We start from the raw sequence: 16,043 nt of genomic DNA on the forward strand, positions 1-16,043 counted from the left end.
AAGAAATTAAACTTAGAAACCCAATACTAATTTAGCGATAGAAAAGTAGATTAAAATTCCTAAAATATCATTACTTGTTGTAATAAATGGCCCTGTTGCTAAAGCGGGATCTATCCCTTTTTTTGCTAAAATGATAGGAATAAAGGTTCCGATAATTGAGGCAATAATAATTACGGAAATTAAAGATGCAGCTACGGTAATTCCTAATTCTAAATCAAAACCTAAAAATAACATTCCTGCAGACATTAATAATGCAGCCAAGACAAAACCGTTTAATAACCCTTGTAAAATTTCTTTTAATAACCTTTTAAAAAGTGAGCCTTTTAAACTGTCGTTAGCCAAACCTTGCACAATAATTGCAGAAGATTGCACACCTACATTACCTGCCATTGCCGCAATTAGTGGTGTAAAAAAGAAAAGTTCTTTATGATCTTGCATAGCTCCACTGAAACCTCCTAAAATTGAAACAGAAATAAAGCCACCAAACAGCGCTAATATTAACCAAGGTAAACGTGCTTTTGTAAGTTCCCAGATAGTGTCATCTGCCTCTACATCTTGAGAAAAACCAGCCGCCATTTGGTAATCTTTATCGGCCTCTTCTCTAATAACATCTACAATATCATCAATGGTAATTCTACCCACCAAAACATTGTTATCATCTACAACAGGTATGGCTTCTAAATCGTATTTAGCCATTATTTTAGCAACCTCTTCTTCTGGATCATGTACGTTTACGGCATCTACTTTGGTTTTACAGATTTCTGCAATTTTATGATCTGATTTGGCAATTATTAAGTCTTTTAAAGACATTCTACCTACCAATTTATCTTCTCTATCTACTACATAAATAGAATGCACTCTCGTTACATCTTTAGCTTGACCTCTAATTCTACGCATGCATCCCGCAACTGTCCAAGTTTCATAAACTTTTACCAACTCTTTTGCCATTAATGCCCCTGCAGAATCATCGTTATAAGACAATAATTCTTTAATATCTGCTGCATGATCATCATCTTCTAAAGCAGAAATTACACGATGCTGACGTTCTTCTGAAAGTTCTCCAATAATATCTGCTGCATCATCGGTATCCATTTCTCTAACTTCATCTGCAATTTCTTTAGCAGATAAGTTGTCTAAAATTTTCTCACGTGTGTCTTCATCTAATTCTGTTAGAATTTCTGATGTTTTTTCGCTATCTAAAAGTTTGATAATGTAAATAGCTTCCTCAAAATTTACTTCGTCTAAAACTTCGGCTATATCTGCAAAATGGACTTCTGTAAATAGTTTTTTTATTTCAGAATCATTGTGTTCATCAATAAAGTCTATTAGTTTTTCTAGAAATTGATCAGTAAGTTCAAATGCCATTTTCTATTAATTTTTGCGTTAGAGAGATAAAAGCTTCAACAGATAACTGTTCTGGGCGTTTCGCAAAGATAGGATCTTCCTTTAAGGAATCCGAAAGATTAAAGGACTTTAAACTAGAGCGCAACATCTTTCTTCGTTGATTAAATGCGGTCTTTACTACTCTAAAAAATATCTTTTCATCTACAGGTAACGAATAATCTTTTTTTCTGATGAATCTAATAACCCCAGAGTCTACTTTTGGAGGTGGATTAAATACCGTTGGCGGAACGGTAAATAAGTATTCTACATCAAAAAAGGCTTGGGTTAATACAGATAGAATTCCGTATACTTTAGATCCTTCTTTTTCTGCAATTCTTTTTGCCACTTCTTTTTGAAACATACCCGCAAATTCAGGAACATATTCTCTGTTTTCAATGGCTTTAAAAACAATTTGAGTAGAAATATTATAAGGGAAATTACCAATAATAGCTACTTGTTTTTTGTTAAAAATATCTTGAATATTATTCTTTAAAAAATCTCCTTCTATAATTTCGAAATGATCCCTAGAAGTATCCAATTTAATGTGCTCTAAAGGAAAAGTTTCGTGCAAATACGCAACAGATTCTCTGTCTAATTCCATGACAGTAACCTTTGCTTTTTTGGGCAATAAATATTTGGTTAAAACTCCCATTCCAGGACCAATTTCTAAGACATCATCATATCCATTACCAGTTAATGCATCTGCTATATCTTTTGCAATGCTTTCATCTGTTAAAAAATGCTGACCTAAATGTTTTTTTGCTTTAACTGACATATTTATACTTTTTTAATTCCCTACACTTGTAGGATAAAATTCTTTTACTAATCTTAATTCTGTTCTAAAAGCTAACATTTTATCTCCAAATTTCTGAAGACTTTTCTGTTGTAATGTTTCTGCTTCGTGTTTATAATAAGCATCTAAATCTTCTCTTGAGTTTGCAGTATATTGTATAGAATAAGTGCTACCACCCATTTCTTCTTCTACCAAAACTTGGGTTAGTTTTGCAGACGTAAATCTGCCAGTATTTAAGACTTTTAAAATATGACTTTCCATAAATGTAAGCCATTCTTTATGAACGGTTTCATCTATATTTATAGTTACGTTGTATATGTACATTATGCTGTGTAATTGTAATTTTGTGTAAATATTTAATTGAAAAAATTAGAGTGTTAAATTTTATCTCCTCTTAATTTTCGATATTTTTTTCTAGCATCTACTAGATAAATACTAGAAGAATAGTCAAAAATAATCTTTTGATAGTATTCTGAGGCTTTTTCTGGGTTGTTTAATTGATTATTATACAATTCTGCCATTTCGTAATACACATCATCTGCATAAATACCTTGATTATCTGCTGCAATAATTTTTGAAAAACTTAAAAGAGCTTCGTTATATTTTTTTTGTTTGATGAATAATTTTGCTTCAAAAAAGAGTACATCATCATAAATAACTTCAGTTGAGGTTAATCCATTTTCAAAAACAATTTTAGGTGTAAACAGACTGTGTAATTCTGCTAATGCTTCCTCATTTTTATTTTGATAAGAGAGCAGTTCTGCTTTTGCCAATTGCTTTAAGCCAGACGGAATAGAATCTACAGGTTCATTATCTGTTATTTTTAAATACAATTCTAAGGCATCATTTGCAATTAATTGTGTTGTAGAGCCTTTTAATACTTTTAATTGTGCTTTTGCCCAAGTAAAATCGGCTTTATAATAACTTGTTTGTGCTACTTTAAAACGAGCTTGTTGTGCTAATTCGTGGTTTTTGAGTTGCGTTTGAATTTGAGAAAAATAGATCAATGCTTTGTTGTAATTTCCTGTAAAAACCAAAATATCTCCTAATTTTAGTTTTATTCTTGCTTTATCAAATCTAGAACGAGTATAACTTAAGGCTTCTTCTAAAACAGTTTTAGCTTCGTTTGGTTGGTCTTTTTTAAAGGTTAAAAAATCTGCATATTCCACTTGTAATTTTATGGTTGATGAATTTTTACCAAATTGATTAAAAAGCGATAGAAACAGTTTTTCTACTTTAGGGTTGTTTGTTACTACTGCTATTTTAGCCAGGTAAAGAGAGGCGTCTATTTTTTCTATTGGTAGCGTTTCTTGTTGCGTTATAAAGTTAAAACACTCTTTTGCAGCAATATAATCTTTGTTATCAAAAGCTATTTTTCCTAAATCAAAAACCGAATTTAAGTCTACAGGGTTTCTTTTGTACAAAGCTTTTTCTTGCATAAAAGCTTTATTATAGTCTTTTTGCTGCGTAAATAACCAACTTAACAAAGCATTCCAAGCGTCTTTTGGGTTGCTAGCAGATTTTTTTAAAAGTGTTTTTCTAAATAAAATATTTGCTTCATTTTCTGCATCATTAGTAATATAACTACTGGTATATCTTTTTACTAAATCATAATTTTCAATGTTTTTATCAACCAGATTAAAGTAAGCTTCAAACATTTTTTTTAAGTCGCCTTTTTCTCCGTAAATCTGAGCAATTCTAAAGCTATAATCTGCTTTTTTATTTTTAGCCATTGTTTTTGTATAAGCTAAAATTGCATTGTCTAAAAGATTATAATCTTTAAATAATCTGCCAATAAAACCACCATAATAACTGTTTGTATCAATAGAATTTAAGGCTATAGTGTAATTTTTTTGTGCTAATTCTAGCAATTGTTGTTTTTGGTAATTATACCCTAAATGAACATAATAAAAAGCGAGTTTTGGGTCTTTGTTAAGCGCAGTTTTTAATATTTTTTCTACTTCATTAAATTTATTTGTTTCTTGATAACAAGAAATTAATCGACTTAAATAAGTGGTATTAAAAAGGTTGTTAGCATATAAGTTTTTAAAGATTTGAGTCGCTTTTTCATACGCTCCCTCTCTATAGTAATCTTCTGCTAAGTAATAATCACCTTGAGAGAAGCTAACGCTAGTTACAGTAATAAAAATAAGTAAAAATAGTTTTTTCATCAGTACCAAAGATAATCAACCTAAACGTTAAAACTTTATTAAAGGAGCCTATTCTGAGTAGTTCTTTGTAACATTTTGGCACGGAACTTGTCTAAAGAGTATATAACCAATCAAATTTTAAGATGATGAATACATTTAAAAAACAATACGAAATTGCAAAAAACAATTCTATAGAGTTTATGAAAAACGGACAAATTAGTGCGTATTTAAACGCTCTTTTAGAAATGAATAAATATAAAAGATTAATGGTTGCTGTTGTAGCAAATTAAAGTTAGTTTGCAGTCGTCAGTCGTCAGTCGTCAGTAAGCAGTAAAAAAACAGTAATCAGTCTCAGTTTGCAGTAATATTAGAACTGCAAACCGCTACTGAATCATATTTTCACAAACTTGAATACTGCAACTGTAAACTGAATACTAAATTTAATCTATAATATCGAACCCACAATAAGGTACCAAAGCATCTGGTATTTTAATTCCGTCTGCTGTTTGATAGTTTTCTAAAATTCCGGCTAAAACACGAGGTAAAGCCAAAGAACTACCATTTAAGGTGTGTGCCAATTCGCTTTTACCTTCTTTGTTTTTAAAACGAAGTTTTAATCTATTTGCCTGAAATGCTTCGAAGTTAGATGCAGAACTAATTTCTAACCAACGGTCTTGCGCTGTAGAAAATACTTCAAAATCGAATGTTAAAGCAGACGTAAAACCAGTATCTCCACCACACAAACGTAATATTCTATAAGGTAATTTTAAATCTCTTAAAATATCTTTAATATGTTCTACCATGCCGTTTAAAGCTTGGTAAGAATTGTCAGGATGCTCAATACGTACAATCTCCACTTTATCAAATTGATGCAATCTGTTTAAACCTCTAACATGTGCACCATAACTACCTGCTTCACGTCTAAAACAAGGTGTATATCCAGTAACTTTTATTGGAAATTCTGATTCTTGCATTAAATTACCACGAAACATATTTGTAATAGGAATTTCTGCAGTAGGAATTAAATACAAATCATCTACTGTAGAATGATACATTTGCCCATCTTTATCTGGCAATTGACCCGTTGCCGTTGCAGATTCTGTATTTACCAAATGAGGTACTTGCACTTCTGTATAACCTGCTTTGGTATTTTTATCTAAAAAATAGTTGATTAAAGCACGTTGTAATCTTGCTCCTTTTCCTTTATAAACCGGAAAACCAGCACCTGTAATTTTATTTCCTAATTCAAAATCTATAATATCATATTTCTTAGCCAATTCCCAATGAGGTAAAGCATTTTCCCCTAAATCAGGAATTGTTCCTTCACTAAAAATGTTCTCATTATCTTCTTCAGATTTCCCCGCTTTAACAGAAGTATGTGGTATGTTTGGTATCTGATATAATAATGTTTGCAACTCTTCAGCAAAAGCATTAAAATTTTCGCCAAGTTCCTTAGATTTTTCTTTTAACTGAACTGTTTTTTCCTTTAAAAGATTCGCTTTTTGTACTTCTCCAGACTTAAAAAAACCACCAATTTCTTTGGATAATTTATTAGATTCTGCCAAAGTATTATCTAACTCCACTTGCGTAGATCTTCTATTCTCATCCGCAGTTAAAACTTCTTCAATAATCTTTTCTGCATTGGCAAAATTACGTTTTGCTAACCCAGCTAAAACAGTTTCTTTGTTGTCTCTAATAAATTGTACTTGTAACATTTTTGTAGAATTTTGTAAATGCAAAGATATAATTTGTACAATGGATTTACCATGAAATTAATAATAAATAATTTCATTAAAAAGAGAGGTAGAAAACACAGAAAAAAGAATAATTATAATGTTTTTTGGGCGTTACCACAAGGGTCAGGCTCTCGCACTCGCTTTTTTTGTAAAAAACAAAAAAGAGCTCAAACAATTGCTCTATCCTTAACGCGTAGTGAATACTAAAAAAGGAAGTTAATTTAGAGTAACGCAGACCTCACAGGTTTTTAAAACTTGTGAGGTCTTTAATGTTAAATCCTGATCTTGTCATTTCTAAAAAAGGAGAAACCGCGTAACAGTGATAACACAAACCTGAGCAGCAACAATTGTCATTTCTACATTAGGACAAATCCCATAACAGTGATAACACAATACCAACAAACTTTATGAGATTTCTCAATCGCTAAAAAGCTCATTTCGAAATGACAAACTGTATGGTTATTGAGTAAGTTTTAACTCTATAAAATCAAAAAACTCTAAAATTTTCACTTCGACTCACATAACAGTGATAACAGAAAACTGAGCCACAATACTTGTCATCCTATGTTTGTAAACTCTTAAAGTTTATGTTAAAATTAATTACATTTAAGATTAATAATAACAGAAAAGTATAGGGTAAAGGTTAAGATTATAGTCTGTCATTTGTCATAGAAGACCGTTCGAAATGCTAATCACTTTACCCTTTTACTACTTAAAACTTGAACAGATCATTAGGCATTAAAGTCTGCATTTAGGATTGATAAGTATTGTAGTAACTTTTCTATAAAACATTTTAATATGAGTAAAATTATAGGAATTGATATTAGTAAACAAACATTTGATGTTTCTTTTTTAAAAAAAGATAAATGGGAACATAAAGTATTTAAGAATGTACCAAAAGGCTTTCAAAGTTTTAAAAAGTTAATAGAAAAAAATGATTGGATTGTAATGGAGGCTAGTGGTCCTTATTATGTTCAATTAGCAACTTATCTCAACACTTTTAACTTTAATATTTGTGTTTTAAACCCTTTAATTATTAGACGCTATAGTCAAACAAGATTATACAGAGCTAAAACAGATAAAAAAGATGCAAGAACAATTGCTGAATATGGAGCTCAATATGATTTAAAGAAATGGAGCCCTGATAGTAAGGCAAGTACAGAGATAAAACAACTTTACACAGCGTTAGAACTACTTAAAAAACAGATACATCAAACAAAAAGACAATTAGCTTCTTTTGAAGTAACGGGTTTATTAAATAATAGTCTTAAAAAAGAATTAAAACAAGTAGAATTACTCTTACAAAGACGTATTGATAAGTTTGAAAAACAAATAGAGAAAATTGGTAACCTAGCATATAAAGAAACAATTGCCCGACTAAAAACAATACCTGGCGTAGGTATAAAGACAGCCATAATGATGTGTGTAATTACAGATAATTTCACAAAATTTGAATCACATAAACAGTTAATTGCTTTTGTAGGGTTTAGTCCTAGATTATATCAATCAGGTACAAGTGTTAGAGGGAAAGGGCATATTTGTAAGATGGGAAAATCACAAATTAGAAAATTATTATACCTATGTTCATGGTCAGCAAAAAGAGTTAATAAAGCTTGTATAGAAATGTATCAAAGATTAGAATCAAAAGGAAAACCCGAAAGAGTAATTAAAATTGCACTCGCTAATAAACTAATAAAACAAATTTTCTCTATTGCTAAAAACAAACAGAATTATCATGAAAATTTCAAGAATTTATATGTTATAAATTAGAAAGAAAAATATTTTAAATTTTAACAAAATATAGTAGGTTTTTAACACAGATCATTTCGAAGTACTGAGAAATCTCATAACAGTAATAACACAAGAATTATCTAACTTTATAAAATTTTTAATTTATAATACTGTAAAGAAATGAATTCTAGTCTTTTAGGGAATTTTAAGGCAGAGCCCCGAGAATTTTTTTTCAACTAAAAATTGACTCTAAAACTTAAATTTGGCGTAAAAGGCAAAGAATAATTATCTACTCTTCTTACATTATTTTTACGAGTTTTATCTACAAGATAATAAGCATCTATGATGTTTTTTTTATCTGTAATATTTGTAAAACCAAGACGAATAGTAGATTTTATAGCCTTAGATAAATTAAAATCATAACTACCAGAAAGATCTACTCTAAAGAAATTAGCTAGTTTTTCTTGATTCGGATTGTCGTAATTAACAATCGTTCTATTTTTACTTTCTATAGTTTCATTTCCTACAACAGGTTTTGTATAAGGTTTACCAGAACGTAAAACTCCCCCAAATGAAACTTTAAAAACTTTAGAAAAATTATAGTTAAAAGCAGCACTTAAAGAGTGTGTAATATCTAAACTATTAGAAAATGTTGTTGGGTTAAAAATATCAAATGTATAATCGTTTTTAGAGTATGTGTAACTTAACCAAGTACTAATTTTTTTAGTTTGCTTATTTACTAAAAATTCGACACCTTTTGCTTCATAATTTCCTATAGAATTTGCAGTCTGATTGTTATAAAAACCTTGATTTTCAGCAGTAATTCCATCTACTTTTTTGTAAAAACCAGTAATATCTATATAAAGATTTTCTTTAGCATATTCCACTCCAAAAGAGGCTTGTTTACTTTTTATAATAGGTGTAATATTATCATCAGAAAGTACCCATCTTTGTTTTTCTATTCCTAAAAAATTATTTTCAAAATCTATTTTCTGAGCTGTACTTTGGTTTTTATATTCGCCTTCTAATTTTAAAGATAAGGCTGTATTTAATTGCTGACGAATATTAATTCTAGGTTCTATTATAAGTTTATCAAACTTTTCAAAATAGTTTGCTCTTACCCCAAATCTAGCATACGTATTCTTTTTATGATATTCAATTTCAGAATAAAAAGCACTTTTTAACAATACATTTTGTTCTGTGTTAATAAAAGTTGGTGCATTTACAGTTATACTATTTTTAACTTCTATTTGATTAAATACCAATCCATTAGTTAAATTTAAAATATCAGAAAACTCATATTTTGTATTCAATTTTATTGCTGTTTCTAATACATTATTAAATTGTATTTGATATTGATCTGCATCTCTATTATAATCTGAAGAATTTATTTTATAATCTGAAAAGAAAATAGATAAATTAGTAGAAAACTTTGCATCCCAATTTGCATCCCAACTAATTTTTGTTCCTAAATTTTCTTGTTTTAAAACACTATTTTCTTCTATTGTAGTGTTATTTGAAGTGTATTGTTCTTTATAATCTAAATTGTTTTTTATGTGAATAAAATTAGTTCTAATGGCATGATTGTAACTAATATCATATAAAATTTTAAAAGAATAATCGTAAAAATAAAAGTCTGAATCTGTGTTATTTACAGTATTATTTGTGGTAGAATTACCTTGAAAACTTCTAGTAAAATAATTCTTGTAAGTTGGTGTGTTAATAACATCCGTAATAGATCTTCTGGCAGAAACATGAAGTTCTAAATTTTCTTTTATGGGCACTTGTAAAAAAGCATCTGCGCTAAGTAAATTAAAACCACCACCTCCAGAAAATTTATTGGTAATTTCATTAGAAGCTTCCATATTTATGGTAGATGAAACTCCGTCTGAAAATGCACTACTGGTTCCGTTTTTAATAACAGCTACCTTTTTTGTTAAATACGGATTATAAGCAGAAATAAGTCCAAAAAAATGACCTGAATGATACATTTTAATTCCGTCCCAAAGCATTAAATTTTGGTCATTTGTACCTCCTCTAACATTAATGTTAGAAATACTTTCGTTGATACTTTCTACACCTGGTAAAATTTTAATTGTTTTTAAAATATCGGGTTCTATTAAGCCAGGTAAAATTCCGAATTTTTCTGTGTCTAAAACAGTACTTCCATCTGCATTTTTATGCAAACCAGCAGTTAAAAACTTAGGCATTGTAATTTCTGATAATTCTTCTGTTTCTTCTTCTAAATATATTTTTTTACAACTGGTGGCAAACAATTCTTTTGCAGTAATAGTTTTTGTTTTAAAACTGATAAAAGAAATAGTTAAAGTGGCATTTACGGGTACATTTTTTAAATAAAAAACACCTTTATTATTTGTGGTTGTACCTAATTTATAACCTTTTACTTTTACAGAAGTTAAAAATAAAGGTTCTAAGGTATTAGATTTTAAAATGGTTCCGCAAACAGAAATATACTTGTTTAAAAAAGAAACAGTTACATACCTATTATCTAAAGTTTTAAATTGTAAAAAAGTTTCTTTATTTAAAAAAACGAGTAAATTTTCTATAGAAATTCCTTTTTTTGGATGCTGAATAAAAATATCTTTTATATCATTATCAGAATAAGAAAATTTTATATCATAACTTTTTTCAAGTTTTAATAATAACGAAGAAAGTGCTATTTTATCAGAAGAATTCTGTGTAAAAACAACACTTGTTATCAATAAAAAACAACATAAAACAAGCCGTACTTTATTTATCATGGTTAAAGATAGTAATTTTTTTACCATCAATTTTATAAGATAATTGTAACGGAATTGTAACAGATTTTAATGCAATATTTATATCTGAATGTGTAAAACCGCCAGAATATAAAATATCTAAATCAACATTTTTAGTTTCAATAGTATACCCAAACTGATTTTCTATTTCATCTAAAATAAAATGCAAAGCTGTACTTTTAAAATTAGACTCTTTTTGCAACCAAGATTTCTCGTTAATATCAAAGGTATTTGTAGTATCTATAACTCCATTTACTACTTTAAAAATGCTTCCTTTAGGTAGTTTAATCAGCGTGTTTTTATAAGTAACACTTACCAAACCTTCATAGGTTTTTACTTCAAAATAATTAACTCTTTCTTTAACGTTAAATTGCGTACCCAATACTGTAACATCTCCAATTTCGGTATTTACTGTAAATTTTTTTCCTTTTTGTACTTTAAAAAATGCTTCTCCGTTTAAAGTTAAATTTCTGTTTTCTTGCCAATCTTTATTCGCATAAGAAATTTCTGAATTTGAGTTTAATACTACTTCTGAATTATCTGGTAAATTAAAGTTTTTCGTTTCTGAAAAAGCGGTTTTAAAGTTTGTATTATTAGTGTTAAAAAGAAGAAAATAAGAAGTTGTTAATAACAAAATAATTGCCGCTGCATATTTGTATAAATTCTTAAAATTAAAAGGAATAACTTTTCCTTTTTTAGAAGTATTTTTAGTTTTTAATTTTAAATCTGCAAGAGATTTGTTAAGATCTACTTTAGGCGTTTCTATTTGTGATGAATAATGCGCAATTTTGTCTAAAGTATTAAAATCTTTCGATTCTTTTAAACGCATTAATTCTTCATCAGAAATTTCTCTGTTTAGCCACTTTAAGATGTCGTTTTCTTTTTCCATTTCTTCTACTTCTATATATAAAACAACTAATCAGTAGTTTACCCTACCTTAAATCGGTCTTAAATTCCGTCTATTTTATTTCTTAATTTTTTTAATGCTGATGACATTCGTTTTTCTACTGCTTTTTGAGATATTTCTAACAATTCTGCTATTTCTCGGTATTTTTTTCCATCAATTCTATTCATCAAAAAAACTTCTCGTTCTGCTTCTGTTAAATCTGCAATAGCATTTTGTAGTTTGTCTTTAAATTCTTCTTCTTCTAATAAATAATCTGGACTTTGGTTATTAACATCTAAATAAGGACTGCTTTTTGCATATTCAAAAACCACTTTTTGATGTTTTACTTTATTTAAAAAAAGATTGTTAATAACGGTAAATAAGTAAGATTTTGCTTTTGTAAAATCTATGTTAGAACAATGTTCCCAAATTTTTATAAAGGCTTCTTGTGCTAAATCTAAAGAGGCGTTTTTATCTCCAGATTTATAGTAGGCAAAATTACTTGCAGACTGAATATGGGAAGTGTAAAACTCATTAAAATAGATTTCATCACAAAGAGATTTATTACTCATATAGAGGTTTTAAAAAAGAATATAAAGTGTAAAAATAAAACAAAGTTATTCTATTAAAAAATACAGTTCGTAAAATCTATTTAAGTTTAAAATTTTAGGTGTAAAAATGAGTAGTAAAAGATTATTTATCTTCCTTTTTTGTCATTTTATAAATCAGGTAACCAAAACCTACCAAAAAATGAAAAATGATTACTGCAGCTACTATGTATAAAGTGGTGTTGGAGTTATTCATGTTGTAAAATTAGAAATATATATATTATTTTTTTGTGATAAATGTTACATTAATTCGTCAACTTCTTTTACGCCAGAAATTTCTAAATTACCTAATTCTATTTTGCCAATTCTTACACGAACTAAACGTAAAGTAGGTAAACCTACAGCAGCAGTCATTTTTCTAACTTGTCTAAACTTTCCTTCGGTAATAATAATAGAAACCCAACTTGTAGGTCCGTGTCTTTCATCTCTAATTTTCATACTTCTTAACGGAAATTTAGGATCATCAATAATAGAAGCTTTCCCTGGTTTTGTCATGTATTTTTTACCATTAAAACCAATTTCTACGCCATTTTTTAACTGCTCTATTTCTTTTTCGGTGATCACTCCATCTACTTGTACGTAATATTCTTTTTCGTATTTATGACTTCTAATTTCTGCAGATACTTTTCCATCTGTTGTTAATAAAAGTAATCCTTCAGACGGAACATCTAAACGACCAATGGCCATAGTTCCTTCTGGAAAATTGTGTAAATCTCCTAATAGTTTTTTCTTCCGCTTTGCGGGATTTACAAACTGAGAAATCATTCCCCAAGGTTTGTGAATTATAAAATGACGGTGTTTTTTTATCAAACTATAAAATTTTTATGGAGATAGAAAAACTATTTTTTCCTGTTGATAAACGCATGTTTTCTTCAGAAAATTTTTGATCTGTATAAGAAGTATATTGGGTAATTGGTTCTATACAAAGCATGTTATCAACCTCTGTCCACAACATAAAATTATGAAAACCTTTTGTAGTAATTTCTAAATCGTTTCTATCAATATTTTTTAAAATGATTTTATCAGCATTTAAAATAGGAAACGCATTTGCACCCGCTTTATAAACATCGGCTAAAGTAATTTTGGTATCGTTATAAATTAAGGTTTCGTTACCAGTATTAGACAACATAAATGCCGGATGATACCCTAACATAAAAGGCATTCCTTCAATAGAATTGATGATAAATTCTATATTTAAAATATCATTTTCTAAAGTAAAATTCTTTTCAAACGAAAAATCGAAAGGCCAAGAAAGATTTTCTTCCGTAGATTTTACAGGAAATTTACTATTGTTTACAATTGTATTTTTTATATATTTTTTAATGAATTTAGCCGAGTTATCATCCGAAGAAACTAAGTCATATTCTAACTCACGCAACAAACCATGTTGATCTAAAATTGCATCGCCATTTTTGGTATGCACTCTAAAATTATTTTTAGAAGTAGGACCAATTACCGGAAACATTTCATCATCAGAATTGCGCCAACCTTTGTTTCCTTTTTGATGAATATATTCTTTATCATCTTTTTGAAAACTGATGATTTCTCCTTTTTCAATGTTTACTTTCGATTTTTTATCTTCAGAAATTAAAGACAGGATATTTTGCATATTAATTTAATTTTTTAGGATTCTTTCCTATTTTTTTTGATTCAGAGTTTACTCTTCTTTCTAGTTTTTTAATATCTTCTTCTGCTGGTAAGTTTTCTGGTTTAATACCTCTTTCTATTAGAATTTTTCTTACAGATTTATTGTTGGTAATATGTTCTGTTGAAATACTTTTTTCATTTTTTAAATCTTTTTCCTTGGTATTAAAAACAGTTATTTCTGTTGCAAAATCTTTTGCTTTAATTGTAATAGTTGGCAAGTAATCTGCTAAAGCTCTACTATTAGGAATCCCTAATTTAGCTTTCATTTGTTTAGTAGATTTACCAAATAATGCTTGGTCTCCTTTACTTCTTATCAATCCAAAATTTCTGTCATTACCAGTTTTTTCATAGATTAATTCTGATAAATCTTTTTCTGACAACGTTAGTTTTTGCCTTGCTTGTAACCTTTCCCAATCTTTAATTCTTTGTTCAATTAACTCAAATTTTCTAGTCTGCATTGCAAAATAGTTTTGAGCGAAAGCAATACTTTCCTTTCTTGGATCTCCATTTTGAGCAACTAAATAACAAGCATATCTTGTTAGCATAATATCTTCTATTTCTCTTTTACTTCCAGAACCTAATGTTACCATTTTGTTGACGCCAACAAAATGGTCCGAAATAAGATTATTGGTAATTTCGCATGCCGTTTTAGATTTTAAAATTACCTTTTGAAAATTTCGCCATTCAGAATATCCTAAAAGCTGTTGTAAGTCTCTTGCAAACCAAAACTCAATTCCACTCTCAGTAGTTTGAGAAAAGTCTTCAAAACTATTTGCTAAGCCTTGTATAATTTCTTTTTTCATATTTTACAAATTTTTATAAAAATACAAAAAAAGATGCGTAAAAAAAGAAACTCTTTTGTAACTTGTCGGACTTATTTAAAAATAAAACAAGCAAGATTAATGGCGACAGATAAAGAAAAAACAGCAAAGCTAAAAGCACTTCAACTTACTCTAGATAAGCTAGATAAAACGTATGGTAAAGGAGCTGTAATGAAATTAGGTGATGTAGTTACTGAAGATATAGATGCAATTTCATCTGGTTCTTTAGGATTAGATTTAGCATTAGGCGTAGGTGGTTATCCAAGAGGAAGAGTTATTGAAATCTACGGGCCAGAATCTTCTGGTAAAACTACTTTAACATTACACGCAATTGCAGAAGCTCAAAAAGCAGGTGGAATTGCAGCGTTTATTGATGCAGAACATGCATTCGATAAATTTTACGCAGAAAATTTAGGAGTAGACATCGATAATTTAATTATTTCTCAACCAGATCATGGTGAGCAAGCATTAGAAATTGCAGAAAACTTAATTCGTTCTGGTGCAATTGATATTGTGGTTATAGATTCTGTTGCGGCTTTAACGCCAAAAGCAGAAATTGAAGGTGAAATGGGAGATTCTAAAATGGGTCTTCATGCACGTTTAATGTCTCAAGCATTACGTAAATTAACAGGTACTATTTCTAAAACAAAATGTACCGTTATATTTATTAACCAATTACGTGAAAAAATTGGGGTAATGTTCGGAAATCCAGAAACTACAACGGGTGGTAACGCCTTAAAATTCTATGCTTCTGTACGTTTAGACATTAGAAGAAGAACACAGATTAAAGACGGAGACAAAGTTATTGGAAACAGTACCAAAGTTAAAGTTGTAAAAAATAAAGTAGCACCACCGTTTCAAATTGCAGAATTTGATATTATGTACGGACAAGGAATCTCTAAAGTTGGTGAGATTTTAGATATTGGTGTAGAATTAGGTATTGTTAAGAAAAGTGGTTCTTGGTTTAGTTACGGGGAAACAAAATTAGGCCAAGGTAGAGATGCTGTTAAAGGTTTAATTAAAGACAATCCTGAGTTAGCAGAAGAACTAGAAGGTAAAATTAAGATTGCTATTGAAAATCAAGAATAAATATTAAAAGTTCTAACTATTATTATTAAACTGCTATAGAAGTAATCAAGTTATAGCAGTTTTTTTATGATATAATTTTTTCTAATTTTACTTAGAAAGTAACTTTACAATCCATAAGATAAGGTATAAACCTAACCCAAAACCTGCAAATAAAACAGCATTACAAAACCTATTCTAATAAATTTTGCTTCTACATTAATCTTTGGACTTAACCAATCTGAAACTCCTAAAATCATTTTTTTAAATTTTTTGTTATAGGTGGTAAATGCAATCAAAGCCTTTTAATTCTAATACTAGGTCTCTATTTTCTTGTGAAAGAGAATTATATAAAGTTTCTAAAAGAAACCATTGTAAATATAAATTTATCTTCATTTTTTTATTTTGTCCTTTATAATTAAATGTCAATCCTAATTAAGTGG

Annotated in this window: 14 protein-coding genes; 3 read left to right on the forward strand and 11 right to left on the reverse strand. The window is 28.9% G+C overall.

Annotation, left to right across the window (positions count from 1 at the left end; translation table 11 throughout):
- Positions 1–12: 12 nt before the first annotated feature.
- The 4 genes from mgtE to JOP69_RS12330 are packed head-to-tail and all read right to left on the reverse strand — an operon-like array spanning position 13 to position 4,347.
- Positions 13–1,365, reverse strand: coding sequence for a magnesium transporter (gene mgtE / locus JOP69_RS12315; RefSeq protein ID WP_203392888.1), 1,353 nt, complete (start codon positions 1,363–1,365; stop codon positions 13–15).
- On the reverse strand, positions 1,355–2,158 hold the full coding sequence (gene rsmA, locus JOP69_RS12320) for a 16S rRNA (adenine(1518)-N(6)/adenine(1519)-N(6))-dimethyltransferase RsmA (RefSeq protein ID WP_203392889.1): 804 nt from the start codon (positions 2,156–2,158) through the stop codon (positions 1,355–1,357). The genes mgtE and rsmA overlap by 11 nt, the downstream gene beginning before the upstream one ends.
- A 12-nt stretch (positions 2,159–2,170) precedes the next feature.
- Positions 2,171–2,500 (reverse strand): DUF4286 family protein, encoded by a 330-nt coding sequence (locus tag JOP69_RS12325; protein ID WP_203392890.1) that lies wholly within the window; start codon positions 2,498–2,500, stop codon positions 2,171–2,173.
- Positions 2,501–2,553: 53 nt separating this feature from the next.
- Positions 2,554–4,347 carry a hypothetical protein gene (locus JOP69_RS12330; RefSeq protein WP_203392891.1) on the reverse strand — a complete coding sequence of 598 codons (1,794 nt, stop codon included), beginning with the start codon at positions 4,345–4,347 and terminating at the stop codon, positions 2,554–2,556.
- 125 nt (positions 4,348–4,472) lie between these two features.
- On the opposite strand from JOP69_RS12330, the gene JOP69_RS12335 reads away from it, so the two are divergent.
- Entirely contained in the window at positions 4,473–4,616 is a 144-nt protein-coding gene (locus tag JOP69_RS12335; protein ID WP_197482030.1) for a hypothetical protein, read from the forward strand.
- A gap of 150 nt (positions 4,617–4,766) precedes the next feature.
- Here JOP69_RS12335 and serS read toward each other — a convergent pair whose 3' ends face one another.
- A complete protein-coding gene (serS, locus tag JOP69_RS12340; RefSeq protein WP_203392892.1) occupies positions 4,767–6,041 on the reverse strand; it encodes a serine--tRNA ligase in 1,275 nt (424 codons plus the stop codon).
- Positions 6,042–6,860: 819 nt separating this feature from the next.
- Between serS and JOP69_RS12345 the strand changes: the two genes are divergently transcribed.
- On the forward strand, positions 6,861–7,832 hold the full coding sequence (locus JOP69_RS12345) for an IS110 family transposase (RefSeq protein WP_215602589.1): 972 nt from the start codon (positions 6,861–6,863) through the stop codon (positions 7,830–7,832).
- A gap of 197 nt (positions 7,833–8,029) precedes the next feature.
- Here JOP69_RS12345 and JOP69_RS12350 read toward each other — a convergent pair whose 3' ends face one another.
- From JOP69_RS12350 to dinD, 6 genes are all read right to left on the reverse strand, one after another.
- Positions 8,030–10,582 (reverse strand): TonB-dependent receptor, encoded by a 2,553-nt coding sequence (locus JOP69_RS12350; RefSeq protein ID WP_203395147.1) that lies wholly within the window; start codon positions 10,580–10,582, stop codon positions 8,030–8,032.
- The gene (locus JOP69_RS12355) at positions 10,545–11,462 is read right to left on the reverse strand and encodes a FecR family protein (protein ID WP_203395148.1); all 918 of its coding nucleotides are present in this window, start codon (positions 11,460–11,462) and stop codon (positions 10,545–10,547) included. Before JOP69_RS12355 ends, JOP69_RS12350 begins: the two co-directional genes overlap by 38 nt.
- 59 nt (positions 11,463–11,521) lie before the next feature.
- Positions 11,522–12,031 carry an RNA polymerase sigma factor gene (locus JOP69_RS12360; protein ID WP_203395149.1) on the reverse strand — a complete coding sequence of 170 codons (510 nt, stop codon included), beginning with the start codon at positions 12,029–12,031 and terminating at the stop codon, positions 11,522–11,524.
- Positions 12,032–12,307: 276 nt separating this feature from the next.
- Complete coding sequence (locus JOP69_RS12365; RefSeq protein WP_302850206.1) at positions 12,308–12,874, reverse strand: pseudouridine synthase; 567 nt, start codon at positions 12,872–12,874, stop codon at positions 12,308–12,310.
- A gap of 4 nt (positions 12,875–12,878) precedes the next feature.
- Complete coding sequence (locus JOP69_RS12370; protein ID WP_203395150.1) at positions 12,879–13,676, reverse strand: aldose 1-epimerase; 798 nt, start codon at positions 13,674–13,676, stop codon at positions 12,879–12,881.
- Between the two features lies 1 nt (position 13,677).
- Entirely contained in the window at positions 13,678–14,517 is an 840-nt protein-coding gene (gene dinD, locus JOP69_RS12375) for a DNA damage-inducible protein D (protein ID WP_203395151.1), read from the reverse strand.
- Between the two features lie 99 nt (positions 14,518–14,616).
- Between dinD and recA the strand changes: the two genes are divergently transcribed.
- Positions 14,617–15,624, forward strand: coding sequence for a recombinase RecA (gene recA, locus JOP69_RS12380; RefSeq protein WP_203395166.1), 1,008 nt, complete (start codon positions 14,617–14,619; stop codon positions 15,622–15,624).
- Positions 15,625–16,043: the final 419 nt, after the last annotated feature.

The sequence above is a fragment of the Polaribacter sp. Q13 genome (assembly GCF_016858305.2).
Lineage (GTDB): Bacteria > Bacteroidota > Bacteroidia > Flavobacteriales > Flavobacteriaceae > Polaribacter.

Bases quoted from the DNA above. Each gene is read 5' to 3' on its own strand.
- JOP69_RS12360 (WP_203395149.1), bottom strand. From the start codon at position 12,031: ATGAGTAATAAATCTCTTTGTGATGAAATCTATTTTAATGAGTTTTAC.
- dinD (WP_203395151.1), bottom strand. From the start codon at position 14,517: ATGAAAAAAGAAATTATACAAGGCTTAGCAAATAGTTTTGAAGACTTT.
- recA (WP_203395166.1), top strand. From the start codon at position 14,617: ATGGCGACAGATAAAGAAAAAACAGCAAAGCTAAAAGCACTTCAACTT.
- serS (WP_203392892.1), bottom strand. From the start codon at position 6,041: ATGTTACAAGTACAATTTATTAGAGACAACAAAGAAACTGTTTTAGCT.
- JOP69_RS12355 (WP_203395148.1), bottom strand. From the start codon at position 11,462: ATGGAAAAAGAAAACGACATCTTAAAGTGGCTAAACAGAGAAATTTCT.
- mgtE (WP_203392888.1), bottom strand. From the start codon at position 1,365: ATGGCATTTGAACTTACTGATCAATTTCTAGAAAAACTAATAGACTTT.
- JOP69_RS12325 (WP_203392890.1), bottom strand. From the start codon at position 2,500: ATGTACATATACAACGTAACTATAAATATAGATGAAACCGTTCATAAA.
- JOP69_RS12350 (WP_203395147.1), bottom strand. From the start codon at position 10,582: ATGGTAAAAAAATTACTATCTTTAACCATGATAAATAAAGTACGGCTT.
- JOP69_RS12370 (WP_203395150.1), bottom strand. From the start codon at position 13,676: ATGCAAAATATCCTGTCTTTAATTTCTGAAGATAAAAAATCGAAAGTA.
- JOP69_RS12345 (WP_215602589.1), top strand. From the start codon at position 6,861: ATGAGTAAAATTATAGGAATTGATATTAGTAAACAAACATTTGATGTT.
- JOP69_RS12335 (WP_197482030.1), top strand. From the start codon at position 4,473: ATGAATACATTTAAAAAACAATACGAAATTGCAAAAAACAATTCTATA.
- JOP69_RS12330 (WP_203392891.1), bottom strand. From the start codon at position 4,347: ATGAAAAAACTATTTTTACTTATTTTTATTACTGTAACTAGCGTTAGC.
- rsmA (WP_203392889.1), bottom strand. From the start codon at position 2,158: ATGTCAGTTAAAGCAAAAAAACATTTAGGTCAGCATTTTTTAACAGAT.